Raw genomic sequence first — 15,324 nt, 5'->3', positions numbered from 1 at the left:
GCTGTCCAGGTGCGCATGGAGTGCCTGTGCGCATGCCGGGGCAAGAAAATCCGGGATATGCACGCGCCCTCGTGCCGCAAACGTGCGCGCGCATGCCGCTGGGTCCAGCGCCGGGTTGAGGGCGAAGTCGACGTCAGGAATAGGCGGCTTCCTTCTCGGCGTGCAGGCGGTCGAGGTCGGCGCGGCTCACCTTCTTGGAGGCCGATTTCAACTGACCGCACGCGGCCATGATGTCGCGGCCGCGCGGCGTGCGGATCGGCGCGGAGATGCCAGCCTGGAACACGATGTCGGAGAAGCGCTCGATCCGGCTCCAGTCCGAACATTCGTAAGGCGCACCAGGCCAGGGATTGAACGGAATGAGGTTCACCTTCGCCGGAATCCGGTAATGCCGCAGCAGCCGCACGAGTTCGCGCGCGTCCGCGTCGCTGTCGTTCTTGTCCTTCAGCATCACATATTCAAACGTGATGCGGCGCGCGTTGTTGGCGCCGGGATAGGCGGCGCAGGCGGCCAGCAACGCATCGATACCGTATTTGCGGTTGATCGGGACGATCTCGTCGCGCACGTCCTTGGTCACGGCATGTAGCGAGACGGCGAGGTTCACGCCGATCTCCTCCCCGGCGCGCGCCATCATCGGTACCACACCGGATGTGGACAGCGTGATCCGTCGCTTGAAAGCGCAATGCCCTCCTCGTCCATCACGGTCGCCAGCGCAGCCTTCACATTGTCGAAATTGTACAGCGGCTCGCCCATGCCCATCATGACGATGTTGGTGAGCAGACGGCCATCCGTGGGCGAGGGCCACTCGCCGAGCGCATCGCGCGCCAGCATCACCTGACCGACGATTTCGGCAGGTGTCAGGTTGCGCACCAGCTTCATGGTGCCGGTGTGGCAGAAGCGGCAGGTGAGCGTGCAGCCAACCTGGCTGGAGACGCACAGGGTGCCCCGGTCCGCATCCGGGATGAACACCATCTCATATTCCTGCGCGTCGGCCGTGCGCAGCAGCCATTTGCGCGTACCGTCCTCGGAGATCTGCGCGGTCACCACTTCAGGCCGGTCAATGACGAAGTGCTGTTCCAGCAGCGTCCGGGTGTCCTTGGCGATGTTGGCCATTGCGCCGAAATCGGTGACGCCGCGATTGAACACCCAGCCCCACACCTGCGCGGTGCGCATGCGCGCCTGCGCTTCCGGCACGCCGGCTGCGATCAACGCGGTCCGCAACTCGGTGCGCGACAGGCCGAGAATGTCGGTGCGACCATCCGTGCTTGGCGCGGTGCGCGGTACGGGCACGGGGTCGATGTAGCCGGGAATCTGCATTCTGCGCCTTTCAAAACGCGTTCCATAAAACATATTGACGCAAATCGCCACCGCTTCACCGGTGTGTGCGTGCGCGGCGGCTGACGTGCAGTAGGGGAGCAGTACAGTTGATCGGGAAGGGTCTACACAAAGAGTGAGAGCCTTTCTTATCGCTTTCGTTTGAGCCACTTCAACACAAGCGCCTCAATCTCAGTCGGAAAGGCTCTATGATTCGTCGTTTTTCTTATGGCGTTGCTCGCCGCTTCGCCCGCCGCCGCGCGGCAAGCCATTCCGCCGGTTTACGAACTGACGGCCGATCCGGTGCCGGTTGTCCCGGTTTACATCAAGAAATCGACGCTCACCGTGCAGGTGTCCCTGCTGCTCAATGGCGCGCTGGTGCTGAACCAGCCGGCCGGCGAGCGCGCCCGGCTCAAGGCCTTCCCGATCATCGGCAAGCAAAGGGTCAAGGGCAACATCTTCCCCGGCGGCTCCGCGCTGGTGCGCGGCAACCGCTACGATGTCGCGGTTGGCGATCTGCCAAAGGACGGCATGTACGCCCTCTGGATCGACAAGACCATCAGCGCGGAAACCGACGGCCTGATCGGTGCCATGGATGTGAACGCCGCACGGGTCGTCATCGTGCGGCCGCAGGCTCCGAAAGGCGGGCAGACCTTCACGCTGGCGTTCAAGAGCAAGGACGATCCGGTGGGGAAGTCATGCTCGGCGATCTGCATGTGGACATCGTCTTCGACTTCCGGTCGGCGCAGACCATGATGAGCGCAAGGACGGCCAAAGCCCTGCAGGACGCCGGGCTGGTGCGCCGCGCCGGCTCGGTCGGGCTTTGGGGTCCGCTTCCGGGTGTCGCGCTGCCGTTCGAGCGCCTGGCCCCGGCGCCGGGTGCATCGGTCGCCGGGCTGCCGCTGCTGCAGCCGGCGGCGCGGATTTCCGAAGCGCGCGCCAAGGAACTCGACGCGCAGGCCAAGGCCGGCACCTCGACGCCCGAAGACGAACTGGACACCATCACCGTCAGCGCCGACAAGAAGAAGGACAAGCGGCCGGCATGGCTGCTCTTCGGTGCGGACCTGCTGGACCGGTGCAGTCGGGTCGAGCTGGACAAACCGGGTCGGCGCTGGCTGCTGACCTGCAACCTCGACGGCGCGCAGACGGCGCAGCGCTAGACCATGTTCACGCCATCGGTTGAAGCAATCATGTTTTCCGCCTCAACCGATCAGGCTCTGATGCACCACCTGTCGGGAACGGAGTGCGGCACCGCGCAGGTCTGCCGCGTTTAACGCTTGCCCTGCGGCGCTGCTGTGGCACAAGCCTTGGGAATGAACACGCTGTATCCTGCGGGATTGATCTATGTGGCGCTCGGTGGCGGCCTTGGGGCTGTTGTGCGTATGTTGATGAGCCGCGCCGTGTCGCAGCTGCTCGGCACGAACTTTCCGTGGGGCACGCTGGCGGTCAATGTCCTGGGCGGCCTGCTGATGGGCCTCATCGTGGCGCTGCTGGCAGGGCGCGCGGTCGACCCGGCGGTGCGTCTGCTGGCGACGACCGGGTTCCTCGGCGGCTTCACCACCTTCTCAGCCTTCTCGCTGGAGACCGCCGAGCTGCTGCAACGCGGCCAGACGGGTGCCGCGTTCGGCTATATGCTTGGGTCGGTTGTGTTCAGCGTTCTGGCCGTGTTCGCCGGCCTGGCGCTGGCGAAAGGGCTGCGCGCATGAGCCAGGCCTATATCCGCGGCGACGACGACGGCATCCGGCTCGACCGCTGGTTCAAGCGCCACCGGCCGGAGGTGCCGCACGCGCTGCTGTCGCGCTGGACCCGCCAGGGCAAGGTGACGCTCAACGGCGCAAGAGCCGACATCGGCGACCGGGTGGTCAAAGGCCAGCTTCTGGTCGCGCCGGATGTCGATCCGGATGTCGAGGGCGCGCCCGTCCGCGCGGCCCGCGCGCCGGTCTCGGCAGAGGATGCAGCCTATGCCCAGGCCATGGTGATCCACCGGGACCCCCATGCACTGGTGCTCAACAAGGCGCCGGGCCTGGCAACCCAGGGCGGCACCCGCACCGTGCGCCATGTCGATGGCCTGCTCGATGCCCTGACTTTCGAGCAGGAGGAGCGTCCGAAGCTGGTGCACCGGCTGGACAAGGACACCTCCGGCGTGCTGCTGCTGGCGCGCACGCCGCGCGCTGCCGCCTTCTTCGCCAAGGCGTTCGCGGACCGCGCGACCCGCAAGGTCTACTGGGCGCTGGTCGCCGGCGTGCCCAAGCTCGATCATGGGCTGATCGTCGCCGCGCTCGCCAAGCAGCCGGGCACCGGCGGCGAGAAGATGACGGTCGACGAAAAGACCGGTCAGGCCGCGCGCACCCGCTACCGGGTCATCGAGCGCGCTGGCAACAAGGCCGCCTGGCTGGAGCTGCAGCCCTTGACCGGCCGCACCCACCAGCTGCGCGTCCACTGCGCGGAAGTGCTCGGCTGCCCGATCGTCGGCGATGCGAAATACGGCGGCCCGGCCGCGTTCCTGACCGGATCGATCAGCCGCAAGCTGCATCTGCACGCCCGCTCGCTGACTTTGGCGCACCCGGACGGCGCGCCGCTCAGCCTGCGTGCAGGCGCACCCGCCCACATGCTCGAGAGTTTTGCGACGCTCGGCTTCGAGCCGGACCTGATCGAGAACCTCGACCCCATCGGGGCAGCGTTTGATGACGAGGACCTGCTGGCGGCCGAACATGGCGGCAGGAAACCCAAGGTCGCACGCGCCCCCGGCCCGGCGAGCGCTGGACCGAGAAAGCCCGCGCGCACAGCCAGCGGGCGCGCCCCACCGGACGGCGCGGTGCGGGACGACCCGGCCCGCGCGGCAAGCGGTGACCGCATGCCGCGGCTGATCGTCTTCGATTGCGACGGCACGCTGGTCGACAGCCAGGCCAACATCATCCGCGCCATGGCCTCGACATTCGCCCACCATGGGCTGGACGCGCCGGACCCCGCGCGGGTGCGGCGGGTGGTCGGCCTGTCGCTGGTCGAGGCCATGCAGGCACTGCTGCCGGACGCCGCTGCGGACCAGCAGGTTGCGATGGCCCATGATTACAAGGGTGCGTTCCAGCGCCTGCGCGCGGACGGTGCGCTGGAGGAGGAGCCGCTGTTCGACGGCATCGCTGATCTGGTGGTCGAGCTGGCGGAGGCCGGCTTCCAGCTTGGCGTCGCAACCGGCAAGTCCGATCGCGGCCTGCAGCTCTGCCTCGAGCGCCACGGCCTCAAGCGTTACTTCCACACCCTGCAGACTGCGGATCGCCACCCGTCCAAGCCGCACCCCTCGATGCTGGAGGCGGCGATGCTGGACGTCGGCCACGCCCCGCCACCACCGTGATGATCGGCGACACCGTGTTCGACATCGACATGGCGCGGGCCGCCGGCAGCCTGGGGCTGGGCGTCGCCTGGGGCTATCATGCGCCGGAAGAACTGGCGGATGCCGGCGCCACGCGATCGTCGACACGGCCGCCGAGCTACGCGACGTCCTGCGCCGGTGGGCGGCATGAAGCGGCGTTATTTCCCTTCGTCGAGCGCCAGCCCCGCCCGCAACATGGCTTCCGCCCGCGCCATCCAGCCGGGGCCGGTTGCGCGCAGCGCTGCAATGACATCCGGAGCGAGCCGCAGGGTCACCTGGCGCTTGCGCATCGACTCCGTGATGCGTGGCCTGCCACGCCGGCGCAGCAGCAATGCCGCAGCGTCCGGAGGCAGCATCTCGCCGGCTGGCTTGGCGCGCGCAAACATGGCGTCCGTCCACTCCGGGCTATCGTCATCGCCATCCGGTTCCGGCGTTCTGCCTTCGATTTTATCGACCATAGCGCCGCATCTCCTTGTCCCGCGCCCGGCGAAAGCTGATCAGCCGCATCACCTGGCCACGCAGGGTGAACACGATCCTGATAGATCGCGAGTAACACAATCAGATCTGAGGGTCCTGTCTGCCTATGAAATTTTGCCGCTCACCCTGAGCTTGACGAAGGGCTGAGCGGCTCGTGGTTCGTCCAGCTCACCACGAGCGGATTTACTAACAGAGGACGTGCCTGGCTATGAAGCGGCGTCACGATTCGCGCCGGTCGCTCGGAACTTCGCTGCACGTTGCCGGCTGGGCGTTGCTGCTGCTGTCGCCGCTGATCGCCTGGACCGAACTGGTCGGTGACCCGGAACCGGGCCAGGCCGCGGCGGCGTTCGGCGTCGGCTTGATCTACGTGCTGATCGGCCCGCGGATCGCCCACAGGGTCCGGCGATGACCCGCCGCTTCTATTCAGCGGTCAGCGTTGCGGCGACCGGGGACGGTCATGCCGTGCTGCTGGACGGTCGCCCCGTCCGCACGCCGGGCCGCGCCGTGCTGGCGCTGCCGACCGTGGCGCTCGCGCACGCCATCGCCGCCGAATGGGCGGGCCAGGGCGAGACCGTCGACCCCAAATCGATGCCGATCACCCGCCTCGCCAACACCGTGCTAGACGGTATCCTGGCCAGCCCGGGGCCGGTCGCGGACGCAATCGCGAACTACGCCGCCAGCGACCTGTTGTGCCACCGGGCCGACTGGCCGGCCGATCTGGTCGCGCGGCAGGCCGCCGCCTGGGACCCGCTGATCGACTGGGCGAACCGGCGCTTCGACATTGCCCTGACGATCGGCGCCGGCGTCATGCCGATCCCGCAGGCGCCGGCGACGCGCGCGCGCCTGTCGGCCGCCGTCCATGCGCTCGATCCCTGGACGCTGGCAGCCACGCACATGGCGACGACCGTGACCGGCTCGCTGATCCTCGGGCTGATGTTCGCGGACGGCGCGATCGACCCGGAACGTGCCTGGGCCGCGGGTCAGCTCGACGATCTCTACCAGGCCGAACAGTGGGGCGAAGACCGGAGGCCGCCAAGGCGCGTGCCGCGCGGCGCGCCGACCTTGACACGGCGGCAATAATTTTGCGCCTTCTCGCCGACGTCCATGGACCATCGTCGGATTGATCGGGCATGCATGTGCGGCACAAGCAGTTTTCGGGGAGGCGACCATGCTGAAAGTCATCGAAGAACTGGAGCGGCGGCGCGAAGGCGCGCGCATGGGCGGCGGCCAGGCCCGCATCGACGCCCAGCACGCCAAGGGCCGGCTCACTGCGCGCGAACGCCTCGATCTGCTGCTCGACCCCGGTTCGTTCGAGGAGCTGGACATGTATGTCGAGCACAACTGCGTCGACTTCGGCATGCAGGAGACCGTGGTGCCCGGCGATGGCGTGGTCACCGGCTCCGGCACCATCAACGGCCGTCTGACCTTCGTGTTCAGCCAGGATTTCACCGTGTTCGGCGGCTCGCTCTCCGAACGCCATGCCCAGAAAATCTGCAAGATCATGGATATGGCATTGAAGGTCGGCGCGCCGGTCATCGGTCTTAACGATTCCGGCGGCGCGCGCATCCAGGAGGGCGTGGCCTCGCTCGGCGGCTATGCCGAGGTGTTCCAGCGCAACGTGCTGGCGAGCGGCGTGGTGCCGCAATTGTCCGTCATCATGGGGCCATGCGCGGGGGCTGTCTATTCCCCGGCCATGACCGACTTCATCTTCATGGTGAAGGACTCAAGCTACATGTTCGTCACCGGCCCGGATGTGGTGAAGACGGTGACCAACGAGATCGTCACCCAGGAGGAACTGGGCGGCGCTGTCACCCACTCGACCAAATCCGGCGTCGCCGATCTGGCGCTGGAAAACGATGTCGAGGCGCTGCTGGAGGCCCGGCGCTTCTTCGATTTTCTGCCGCTGAACAACCGCATGGACCCGCCCTACCGCGAGTCCGACGACGACCCGATGCGCGTCGAGATGAGCCTTGACACTCTGATTCCGGACAATCCGAACAAGCCCTACGATATCAAGGAGCTGATCCTGAAGGTGGTCGACGACGCCGACTTCTTCGAGCTGCAGCCGGGGCACGCGGGCAACATCGTCATCGGCTTCGGGCGCATCGAGGGCCACCCGGTGGGCTTCGTTGCCAACCAGCCGATGGTGCTGGCCGGCTGCCTTGACATCGCCGCCAGCAAGAAGGCCGGGCGGTTCGTGCGCTTCTGCGACGCCTTCTCGATCCCGATCGTCACCTTCGTCGACGTGCCGGGATTCCTGCCGGGTGTCGCCCAGGAGCATAACGGCATCATCAAGAACGGCGCCAAGCTGCTGTTCGCCTATGCGGAGGCGACCGTACCGAAGATCACCGTCATCACCCGCAAGGCCTATGGCGGGGCCTATGACGTCATGGCGTCCAAGCACCTGCGCGGCGACCTGAACTACGCCTGGCCAAGCGCTGAAATCGCCGTGATGGGTGCCAAGGGCGCGGTCGAGATCATCTTCCGCAAGGATATCGGCGATCCGCAGGCCATCGCCGAGCGCACCGCCGAATACCAGGCGCGCTTCGCCAACCCGTTCGTCGCGGCAGCCAAGGGCTTCATCGACGAAGTGATCATGCCGCATTCGACCCGTCGGCGCATCGCCATCGGGCTGCGCACCAAGACACTGGAAAACCCTGGAAGAAGCACGACAACATTCCGCTGTGAGCGCGCGGCGTATTGATGTATGCAAAGTTTATATCAGTTTATGTGTTTTTCGATAAACTAGAGTAAGAAGGCAATACATGGACCCTCCGCAATCCGTTTGTTCCAGGTGCAGGCTCTCCGCCACCAGCGTTGTGAGAAAACCTACCTTCGGGTGATGGCGCAGCTTGGGCCGGGGCCTCATCGATCTGGTGATATCGCTGAGACTATGAGTGCCGCAGTACAAACAGTAGCCCCACTACGAAACAGCCTGATCAAAAAGGGATGATTTTCAGTCCCGCTCATGGGGATACTGCCTTTACAGTTCCGCTATTCGATCAATTTATGAAGCGTATCATGCCACTTTGAACGGTGGCCCGTGAGTCCGCAGTATGAGAACTTGGAGACATACATGCTCAGGAAGATCCTGATCGCCAATCGCGGCGAGATCGCCTGCCGGGTCATCCGCACGGCGCGCAAGCTCGGCATCAAAACGGTCGCCGTGTATTCGGACGCGGACGCCGCCGCCCTGCACGTCGAAATGGCGGATGAAGCCGTGCACCTGGGCCCGCCGCCCGCCGCCGAGTCCTATCTGCTGGGCGAGAAGATCATCGCCGCCTGCAGGCGGACCGGGGCCGACGCGGTGCACCCGGGGTACGGCTTCCTGTCCGAGCGGGAATGGTTCGCCAAGGCCTGCGCGGACAACGGCATCACGTTCATCGGCCCGCCGCCCGGCGCCATCGCCGCCATGGGCGACAAGATCGAATCGAAGAAGCTCGCACATGCCGCCGGCGTCTCGGTCGTGCCGGGCTTTGTCGGCGAGATTACCGATACCGATCATGCGGTGCGCATCGCCGACGACATCGGCTATCCGGTCATGATGAAGGCGTCCGCCGGCGGCGGCGGCAAGGGCATGCGGCTCGCCTACAGCGCGAAGGACGTGCGCGAGACTTTCGAGAACGTGCGGGCCGAGGCGCGCGCCAGCTTCGGCGACGACCGGGTGTTCATCGAGAAGTTCGTGGTCGAGCCGCGCCACATCGAAATCCAGGTGCTCGGCGACCAGCAGGGCAATATCGTCTACCTCGGCGAGCGGGACTGCTCGATCCAGCGCCGGCACCAGAAGGTGGTCGAGGAAGCGCCCTCGCCGTTCGTCACGCCGGAGATGCGCCAGGCGATGGGCGAGCAGGCGGTCGCGCTGTCCCGCGCCGTCGGCTATTTTTCCGCCGGCACGGTCGAGTTCATCGTCGGCAAGGACCGCAGCTTCTACTTCCTCGAGATGAACACCCGCCTGCAGGTCGAGCATCCGGTGACGGAGATGATCACGGGCCTCGACCTGGTCGAACAGATGATCCGCGTCGCCTCCGGCGAGCCGCTCGGCTTCACCCAGGCGCAGGTCAAACTGAACGGCTGGGCGATGGAAAGCCGCCTGTACGCGGAAGACCCCTATCGCGGCTTCCTGCCCTCGATCGGCCGCCTGACGCGCTACCGTGAGCCGCAGCCGGTTACAACGCCGGACGCCAACATCCGCGTCGATGCCGGCGTGGTTGAAGGCTCCGAAATCTCGATGTTCTACGACCCGATGATCGCCAAGCTGATCACCTGGGCCCCGACCCGCGACGCCGCCGCCGACCTGCAGCTCGACGCGCTCGATCGCTATGTCGTCCAGGGCATCCGCCACAACCGCGACTTCCTCGCTGCCGTGATGCAGCATCCGCGGTTCCGTGCAGGTGGTGCCACCACCGCCTTTATCGGCGAGGAATATCCCGAAGGCTTCACCGGCACGCCGCTGACGCCCGCGCTGGCAAGCCGCATGGCGGTCGCCGCCTGCCTGATGGCGGACATCGCCAACAAATATGCCCAGAGAATCGAGGGCCAGTTGAACGGTCATGGTGCGGAGTTCGGGCCGGAGTGGATCGCGGTGATCGACGGCACGGCCCATGCAGTGCGGATCGAGGGCCGGACGGCGCGCATCGGCGAAGAAACCTATGCCGTGGAAACGGACTGGCGCCCCGGGCAGATGCTCTTCTCGGCGACAATGAACGGCGCGCCGTTCGCAGCCGAGGTCGAACGCCTGTCGCGCGGCTATCGCCTGACGGTGCGCGGCCTGTCGCGCGCCATCGCCGTTCATACGCCGCGCGCGCACGGGCTGGCGCAACACATGATCGAAAAACGCCGCCCGACCTTTCGCGCCAGCTCCGCTGCCCCATGCCGGGCCTCGTGGTCTCGATCGATGCAGCTGAGGGCGATATGGTCGAAGCCGGGCAGCCGCTGGCGGTGGTCGAGGCGATGAAGATGCAGAACATCCTGCGCGCCGAGAAGAAGGCGCGCATCAAGGCCGTTCACGCCGCAGCGGGCCAAAGTCTGGCGGTCGATGAGGTGATCCTTGAATTCGAGTGAAGCTGACCTCGTCGCGCACCGGCTGGTTATCACCGGCAAGGTGCAGGGCGTGGGGTTTCGCGACTGGACGGTCCGGTCCGCGCGCCGCCTTGGCTTGAATGGCTGGGTGCGCAACCGGCTTGACGGCAGCGTCGAGGCGCTGGTGATCGGGCCGGCGGGCGATGTGGAGTTGCTGCTGGCCTCCGTGCGGCGCGGGCCGCCGCTTGCCCGGGTCGACGCCGTGACGATCGAACCGGCGCGGGGTGTTGCGCCGGACGGTTTCACGCGCAAGCCAACGGTTTAAGTCCGCCTTAACCCTAACAGCGCCATGGTGGCGGCAGACGTATCCACATCCAGGGTCTGTACCGGACTATGTTTATTATCATCGGCCTGGCAGTCGTTATGGGCTGCGTGTTCGGCAGCTATGTGATCTCGGGCGGCAAGTTCGAAATCATCATGCACGCGCTCCCGCACGAAATGATGGCGATCGCCGGCGCCGCTGTCGGTGCCTTCATCGTCGCCAACTCCATGGGCATCCTCGCCGGCGGCGGTCTGGGGCGCGCCTTCAAGGGCGAGAGCTGGAAGAAGCAGGATTTCGCGGACCTGCTCTGCCTCATGTTCATCCTGATGAAGACGATCCGCGCCAAGGGCGTCGTCGCCATCGAGGGTCATATCGAACGCCCGGAAGAATCGAAGATCTTCCAGAATTTCCCCAAGATCGCCAAGGACCATCACCTGTTGGATTTCATCTGCGACTACCTGCGCATGATGACCATGAACTTCGAGGACCCGCATCAGGTCGAATCGGCCATGGAGCAGGACATCGAAAAGCACCACAAGGAAGAGCATGCGATCCAGCACTCGCTGGTCAACATGTCAGAAGGTCTGCCGGCGATCGGGATCGTCGCGGCCGTGCTCGGGGTCATCAAGACCATGGGCTCGATCGACCAGCCGACCGAGGTGCTCGGCGCCCTGATCGGCGGCGCGTTGACCGGGACGTTCCTCGGGGTGCTGCTGTCCTATTGCGTGGTGGGTCCGATCGCCAACCGCCTCGGCCAGGTCATGGAAGCGGATAGTAAGCCGTTCGACCTGGTGAAGATCATGCTGGTCGCGCACCTGCAGGCTGGCGCCGCAGGTCTCGGTCGAAGTCGGCCGCCGCAACACGCCCACCGCCATGGCCCCACCTTCGCAGAACTGGAAGAAGCGATCAACGGCCTGCCCAACGACCTCGCCTAGACCTTGATCGTTTCAGATTGAATCAATCTGAAACGTGAATCATGGTCTAAATTGTTGATAAGAGCCTGATTCACGCCCTCGGTTGAAGCACATATGCTTCAACCTCAACCGATCAGGCTCTAGCGCTTGCGACGACGCAGACCGATGCCACCAAGGATCAGGCCAGAAGCCATCGTCAGCAAGGTGGCCGGTTCCGGCACTTGCGGCGGTTGCGTCTCAGTGTCTCCAGAAATCAGGCTGATGTTGTCCAGCGCCACGTCAAAGGCGTTCGAGCCGTCGAAAGTGAAGATCAGCGGACCGCCCGCAACCAGGGCCGCTTTTGCGCCGTATTCAGCACGATCGACACCAGGTTCGAGGCCGGCGGGATGGCCGGGATGGCGAACGAACCGAGGTTCGCGTTCGGGATCGTGATCTCGAGGGACGTCGTGTCGCCGGCACCCGGATCGTTTGCCAGGAAATTCAGCAGCAGGGACGCCTGGCCCTCTCCATCGAAACCGCCGATCGGGTTCAGAAAGTAGCTCAACTTGACGATGGATCTTGAGATCGCGCCGTTGGAAATCGCGAAAATACTGAGCGCCGCGTCGTCGTCCCCGATCACGAAATCGACGCCGGCTTCAGCCCTGCGGTTGGAAAAGCTGCTGAATGCCTCGACGCTGATCGTGCGCGTGCCGCTGTCGAGCGCGACTGGACCGTTAACGGTGGCACCACCACCGGTCACGTCGGTAACCGGACCTTGAATCACGGCAAAATCGTCGATGGTGTAGACGGATGCATTGACAGACCCAGTCACACCCACTGCCGCTGCAGCAGCCAGCAACATTGAAAGCGAACGCATAAAACCCCGCATGAATAAACAGATTCGCCTAATAGTAATTAAGGACCTGGGAGTCCAGAGTTTGTTCCGCCTGCGAAAAAACCGCCTGCGGTACGGGCTTAGCAAAACCTGGTTTCCAGAATGTTTACGGCGATGCGAGGCTTGGCCTTGCGCGCGATGCAACGCCTTGCGGAGCCGCGCCTGAAACCCTAGTTCACAGCGCCTGAGTGTGCAGAAATGGAGGCCGTGTGCAGAAGATCAGGATCGCGATTCTCGGTGCGTCCGGCTACACCGGCGCTGACCTGATCCGCTTGGCACTTGCGCATCCGGCCATCGAAATCGCCGCGCTCGCTGCAGAACGCAAGGCCGGCCAAAGCGCGCAAGCGGTCTGGCCGCATTTCCAAGCGGCGCAGCTGCCGGACATGGCGACAGTCGACACGATCGACTGGCCGACGATTGATGCCGTCTTCGGCTGCCTGCCGCATGGCGCAAGTCAGCAGATCATTGCCCGGATTTTTGACCGCCCGGCCCCGCCCAAAGTCATCGACCTGTCCGCCGACTTCCGTTTGCGTGATCCTGAGACCTATGCCGCATGGTATGGCGCGCCGCACGCCGCGCTCACCCTCCAGGCAGAGGCCGTTTACGGCCTGACTGAACATTTCGCGGAAGACATCGCACAGGCGCGCCTGGTCGCCTGCCCCGGCTGCTATCCGACGGCGGCGCTGCTGGCGCTGCTGCCGCTTGTGCAGGCGATCGACCCGCAGCGCATCGTCATCAACGCATTGTCCGGCGTCACCGGCGCCGGGCGCTCACTCAAGGAAACCAATCTCTTTACCGAGGTTGCAGAGGCGGTGCATCCCTATGGTATCGGCAGCCACCGCCACATGCCGGAGATGGAGCAGGCGCTCGGCGACGCGGCGGGCGCGGTGCTCCGGGTCAGCTTCACGCCGCACCTGATCCCCATGAACCGGGGTGAACTGGTGACCACCAGCGTCGACCTGGCGAACGGCGCGACGGTCGCCGATCTGCGCGCGCTGCTTGCAACGCGCTACGCCGATGCGCCGTTCGTGCACCTGCTGCCAGAGGGCGTGGCACCTGCCACCCGCATGGTGCGCGGCTCCAACCACTGTGTGCTGAATGTTTTCCCGGACCGCATCCCCGGCCGCGCCCTGGTAATTGCAGCGATCGACAATCTGGTGAAGGGATCGTCCGGCCAGGCAATCCAGAATTTCAACCTGATGTTCGGCCTGCCTGAGGCCATGGGCCTGGAACAGGCGCCGCTGTTTCCATAGGGTTGTGTTTTCATAGGGCTGGGAGGAGCGCATGTCCATCTATCGTCTGGGGAACCGCGCGCCATCGATCGCGGCGGACGCTTTCATCGCACCGGGCGCGCAGATCATCGGCGATGTCACCATCGGTGCCGGCTCTTCCATATGGTTCAACTGCGTCCTGCGCGGCGATGCGCCGGGTATCCGGATCGGCGCGCGCACCAACATCCAGGACGGCACGATCATCCACATCACAACACCGAACAGCGGCACGACCATTGGCGACGACGTGCTGGTGGGGCATCAGGCGATCATCCACGCCTGCACGCTCGAGAGCCACGCCTTCGTCGGCATGGGGGCGATCGTGCTCGACGACGCGGTGATAGAGGGTGATGCCATGCTCGGGGCTGGCAGTCTTCTTGGCCCGGGCAAGCGCATTCCGCGCGGCCAGCTCTGGCTCGGCCGTCCGGCCAAGTATGTGCGCGACCTGACCGAGCAGGACATCGCGTACAATCGACTGGGCGTGCAGCATTACACGCATCTGGCCCAGTATTACCGGCAGGAGCTCGCGCCGCTGTGACGGAGCTGAGCCGGATGCGCCGGCTTGCGACCGGCCTGCTGGTGCTGATGGCGGCGCTGTTCCTTGCCGCGCGCGCCTTCGAGACGCACTATCCGGCGCTCGGCTATCTACGCGCCTTCGCGGAGGCCGCCATGATCGGCGGGCTGGCCGACTGGTTTGCAGTCACCGCCCTGTTTCGCCGGCCGCTTGGCCTGCCGATCCCGCACACCGCCGTGATCCCCAACAGCAAGGACCGGATCGCCGCCGGGCTCGGCGCGTTCCTCGCCGACAACTTCCTGCAGCCGGACGACATCGCCCGGCACCTCGATGCACAGGACCGCGCGCAGGCGGCGGCACATTGGCTGGCACGCCCCGGCCGACGCCGCGTGATCGCGCAGACCTTCGCCGCCGCCCTGCCGCGCCTGCTGGCGCTGATTGGCGACGCGCAGATCGCACGGCCGCTCGGCGCAGCGCTACGCCGCCAACTCCTGGCGCTGGATTTGCCGAGCCTGCTCGGCGGTGCGTTGGACCTGATGCTGAAGGAAGGTCGGCAGGAGGCGCTGGTGAACGCGGTGGTCCAGCGCGCCTATGCACTGCTTGCCGAGCAGGAGCCGACCCTGCGTGCCCGCATCACCCGACGCACGGGCTGGTTGTGGCGCACGCTCGGCGCGGACGACCAAGCTGCCGATGCCGTGCTTGCCGCCTTGCGGGACGAACTCGGCGCTATCGTCTACGATCCGGATCACAGCGCACGGCGACATGTCCGGGAATTTCTGGCGCAGCTCGCCGACGACCTACGCCATGATGCCGGCATCCGCGCAGATGTCGCCCGGTTCCAGCAAAGCCTCATCGACCATCCCGCCGCTGCCGGCATCGCCGCAGACCTGTGGGACGGCATCAAACGCTGGCTTTCCGGCGGCACGGCGCAGGATCACAGCGATCTGGTGGCGCTGATCGAGAACGCTCTGGGCGGCTTGAGCGAAGCGCTCACCGCCAACGCCGCGCTACGCGAAACCCTCAACAGCCATTTGCGCCAGTGGGCGCAGCGGCTGGCGGCGCGCCACGGCGGCGACATCGCCGAGCTGGTCGCCGGCACCGTGCGCGGGTGGGATGCGCGCTCGATCGTCGAGCGGCTTGAGACGAGCGTCGGCCGCGACCTGCAGTTCATCCGCATCAATGGCACGCTGGTCGGCGGCTTGGTCGGTCTCGCCCTGCATGCCTTGACGCGATTACTGGGCTGACAGCAGCGTTT

15 protein-coding genes and 4 pseudogenes are annotated in these 15,324 nt (G+C 65.6%); 15 read left to right on the top strand and 4 right to left on the bottom strand.

Going from position 1 to position 15,324, the window contains the following annotated elements; all coding sequences use genetic code 11:
• Positions 1–133: 133 nt before the first annotated feature.
• Positions 134–1,314, bottom strand: a pseudogene (gene rlmN, locus E6W36_RS06880) (dual-specificity RNA methyltransferase RlmN).
• A gap of 225 nt (positions 1,315–1,539) precedes the next feature.
• Between rlmN and E6W36_RS06875 the strand changes: the two are divergent.
• From E6W36_RS06875 to E6W36_RS06855, 5 genes and pseudogenes are all read left to right on the top strand, one after another.
• Positions 1,540–2,067, top strand: coding sequence for a hypothetical protein (locus E6W36_RS06875; RefSeq protein WP_222874160.1), 528 nt, complete (start codon positions 1,540–1,542; stop codon positions 2,065–2,067).
• Positions 2,010–2,471, top strand: coding sequence for a hypothetical protein (locus tag E6W36_RS06870; protein ID WP_222874159.1), 462 nt, complete (start codon positions 2,010–2,012; stop codon positions 2,469–2,471). The genes E6W36_RS06875 and E6W36_RS06870 overlap by 58 nt, the downstream gene beginning before the upstream one ends.
• 153 nt (positions 2,472–2,624) lie before the next feature.
• Positions 2,625–3,017 carry a fluoride efflux transporter CrcB gene (gene crcB, locus E6W36_RS06865; protein WP_222874158.1) on the top strand — a complete coding sequence of 131 codons (393 nt, stop codon included), beginning with the start codon at positions 2,625–2,627 and terminating at the stop codon, positions 3,015–3,017.
• Positions 3,014–3,697: pseudogene (locus E6W36_RS06860) on the top strand (pseudouridine synthase); the annotation flags it as partial. The gene crcB and the pseudogene E6W36_RS06860, both read left to right, overlap by 4 nt.
• A gap of 468 nt (positions 3,698–4,165) precedes the next feature.
• Positions 4,166–4,829, top strand: a pseudogene (locus tag E6W36_RS06855) (HAD-IA family hydrolase).
• Positions 4,830–4,836: 7 nt separating this feature from the next.
• On the opposite strand, the gene E6W36_RS06850 reads toward E6W36_RS06855, so the two are convergent.
• Positions 4,837–5,136: a BrnA antitoxin family protein gene (locus tag E6W36_RS06850; RefSeq protein ID WP_222874423.1), complete on the bottom strand. Its 300-nt coding sequence runs from the start codon at positions 5,134–5,136 to the stop codon at positions 4,837–4,839.
• 227 nt (positions 5,137–5,363) lie between these two features.
• On the opposite strand from E6W36_RS06850, the gene E6W36_RS06845 reads away from it, so the two are divergent.
• The 7 genes and pseudogenes from E6W36_RS06845 (at position 5,364) to motA (ending at position 11,431) form a co-directional block, all read left to right on the top strand.
• Complete coding sequence (locus E6W36_RS06845) at positions 5,364–5,564, top strand: hypothetical protein (protein ID WP_222874157.1); 201 nt, start codon at positions 5,364–5,366, stop codon at positions 5,562–5,564.
• The gene (locus E6W36_RS06840; protein ID WP_246048206.1) at positions 5,561–6,235 is read left to right on the top strand and encodes an ATP12 family chaperone protein; all 675 of its coding nucleotides are present in this window, start codon (positions 5,561–5,563) and stop codon (positions 6,233–6,235) included. Before E6W36_RS06845 ends, E6W36_RS06840 begins: the two co-directional genes overlap by 4 nt.
• Positions 6,236–6,323: 88 nt before the next feature.
• Positions 6,324–7,843: pseudogene (locus E6W36_RS06835) on the top strand (acyl-CoA carboxylase subunit beta).
• A 388-nt stretch (positions 7,844–8,231) separates the two neighbouring features.
• Positions 8,232–10,109 (top strand): acetyl-CoA carboxylase biotin carboxylase subunit, encoded by a 1,878-nt coding sequence (locus E6W36_RS06830; RefSeq protein ID WP_425459698.1) that lies wholly within the window; start codon positions 8,232–8,234, stop codon positions 10,107–10,109.
• Complete coding sequence (locus E6W36_RS23140; RefSeq protein WP_425459697.1) at positions 10,067–10,216, top strand: acyl-CoA carboxylase biotin carboxyl carrier protein subunit; 150 nt, start codon at positions 10,067–10,069, stop codon at positions 10,214–10,216. The genes E6W36_RS06830 and E6W36_RS23140 overlap by 43 nt, the downstream gene beginning before the upstream one ends.
• Positions 10,203–10,499 carry an acylphosphatase gene (locus tag E6W36_RS06825; RefSeq protein WP_222874156.1) on the top strand — a complete coding sequence of 99 codons (297 nt, stop codon included), beginning with the start codon at positions 10,203–10,205 and terminating at the stop codon, positions 10,497–10,499. The genes E6W36_RS23140 and E6W36_RS06825 overlap by 14 nt, the downstream gene beginning before the upstream one ends.
• 68 nt (positions 10,500–10,567) lie before the next feature.
• Positions 10,568–11,431: a flagellar motor stator protein MotA gene (motA, locus tag E6W36_RS06820; protein WP_222874155.1), complete on the top strand. Its 864-nt coding sequence runs from the start codon at positions 10,568–10,570 to the stop codon at positions 11,429–11,431.
• Between the two features lie 119 nt (positions 11,432–11,550).
• Here motA and E6W36_RS06815 read toward each other — a convergent pair whose 3' ends face one another.
• Positions 11,551–11,688, bottom strand: coding sequence for a PEP-CTERM sorting domain-containing protein (locus E6W36_RS06815; RefSeq protein ID WP_222874154.1), 138 nt, complete (start codon positions 11,686–11,688; stop codon positions 11,551–11,553).
• Positions 11,689–11,720: 32 nt separating this feature from the next.
• Positions 11,721–12,221 carry a hypothetical protein gene (locus tag E6W36_RS06810; protein ID WP_222874153.1) on the bottom strand — a complete coding sequence of 167 codons (501 nt, stop codon included), beginning with the start codon at positions 12,219–12,221 and terminating at the stop codon, positions 11,721–11,723.
• Between the two features lie 272 nt (positions 12,222–12,493).
• Between E6W36_RS06810 and argC the strand changes: the two genes are divergently transcribed.
• The 3 genes from argC to E6W36_RS06795 are packed head-to-tail and all read left to right on the top strand — an operon-like array spanning position 12,494 to position 15,313.
• The gene (argC, locus tag E6W36_RS06805) at positions 12,494–13,537 is read left to right on the top strand and encodes an N-acetyl-gamma-glutamyl-phosphate reductase (RefSeq protein WP_222874152.1); all 1,044 of its coding nucleotides are present in this window, start codon (positions 12,494–12,496) and stop codon (positions 13,535–13,537) included.
• A gap of 31 nt (positions 13,538–13,568) precedes the next feature.
• A complete protein-coding gene (locus tag E6W36_RS06800; protein ID WP_222874151.1) occupies positions 13,569–14,093 on the top strand; it encodes a gamma carbonic anhydrase family protein in 525 nt (174 codons plus the stop codon).
• Positions 14,090–15,313 (top strand): DUF445 domain-containing protein, encoded by a 1,224-nt coding sequence (locus E6W36_RS06795; protein ID WP_222874150.1) that lies wholly within the window; start codon positions 14,090–14,092, stop codon positions 15,311–15,313. Before E6W36_RS06800 ends, E6W36_RS06795 begins: the two co-directional genes overlap by 4 nt.
• Positions 15,314–15,324: the final 11 nt, after the last annotated feature.

It is taken from the genome of Hankyongella ginsenosidimutans (genome assembly GCF_005144965.1).
In the GTDB taxonomy this organism is placed as follows: Bacteria; Pseudomonadota; Alphaproteobacteria; order Sphingomonadales; family Sphingomonadaceae; genus Hankyongella; species Hankyongella ginsenosidimutans.
This window is presented reverse-complemented; position numbering and strand designations above follow the sequence as displayed.

What these genes read in the sequence shown, in the direction of transcription:
- crcB (WP_222874158.1), top strand. Translation starts at nt 2,625, where the DNA reads ATGAACACGCTGTATCCTGCGGGATTGATCTATGTGGCGCTCGGTGGC.
- E6W36_RS06870 (WP_222874159.1), top strand. Translation starts at nt 2,010, where the DNA reads ATGCTCGGCGATCTGCATGTGGACATCGTCTTCGACTTCCGGTCGGCG.
- E6W36_RS23140 (WP_425459697.1), top strand. Translation starts at nt 10,067, where the DNA reads ATGGTCGAAGCCGGGCAGCCGCTGGCGGTGGTCGAGGCGATGAAGATG.
- E6W36_RS06875 (WP_222874160.1), top strand. Translation starts at nt 1,540, where the DNA reads ATGGCGTTGCTCGCCGCTTCGCCCGCCGCCGCGCGGCAAGCCATTCCG.
- E6W36_RS06840 (WP_246048206.1), top strand. Translation starts at nt 5,561, where the DNA reads ATGACCCGCCGCTTCTATTCAGCGGTCAGCGTTGCGGCGACCGGGGAC.
- E6W36_RS06850 (WP_222874423.1), bottom strand. Translation starts at nt 5,136, where the DNA reads ATGGTCGATAAAATCGAAGGCAGAACGCCGGAACCGGATGGCGATGAC.
- motA (WP_222874155.1), top strand. Translation starts at nt 10,568, where the DNA reads ATGTTTATTATCATCGGCCTGGCAGTCGTTATGGGCTGCGTGTTCGGC.
- E6W36_RS06800 (WP_222874151.1), top strand. Translation starts at nt 13,569, where the DNA reads ATGTCCATCTATCGTCTGGGGAACCGCGCGCCATCGATCGCGGCGGAC.
- E6W36_RS06845 (WP_222874157.1), top strand. Translation starts at nt 5,364, where the DNA reads ATGAAGCGGCGTCACGATTCGCGCCGGTCGCTCGGAACTTCGCTGCAC.
- E6W36_RS06830 (WP_425459698.1), top strand. Translation starts at nt 8,232, where the DNA reads ATGCTCAGGAAGATCCTGATCGCCAATCGCGGCGAGATCGCCTGCCGG.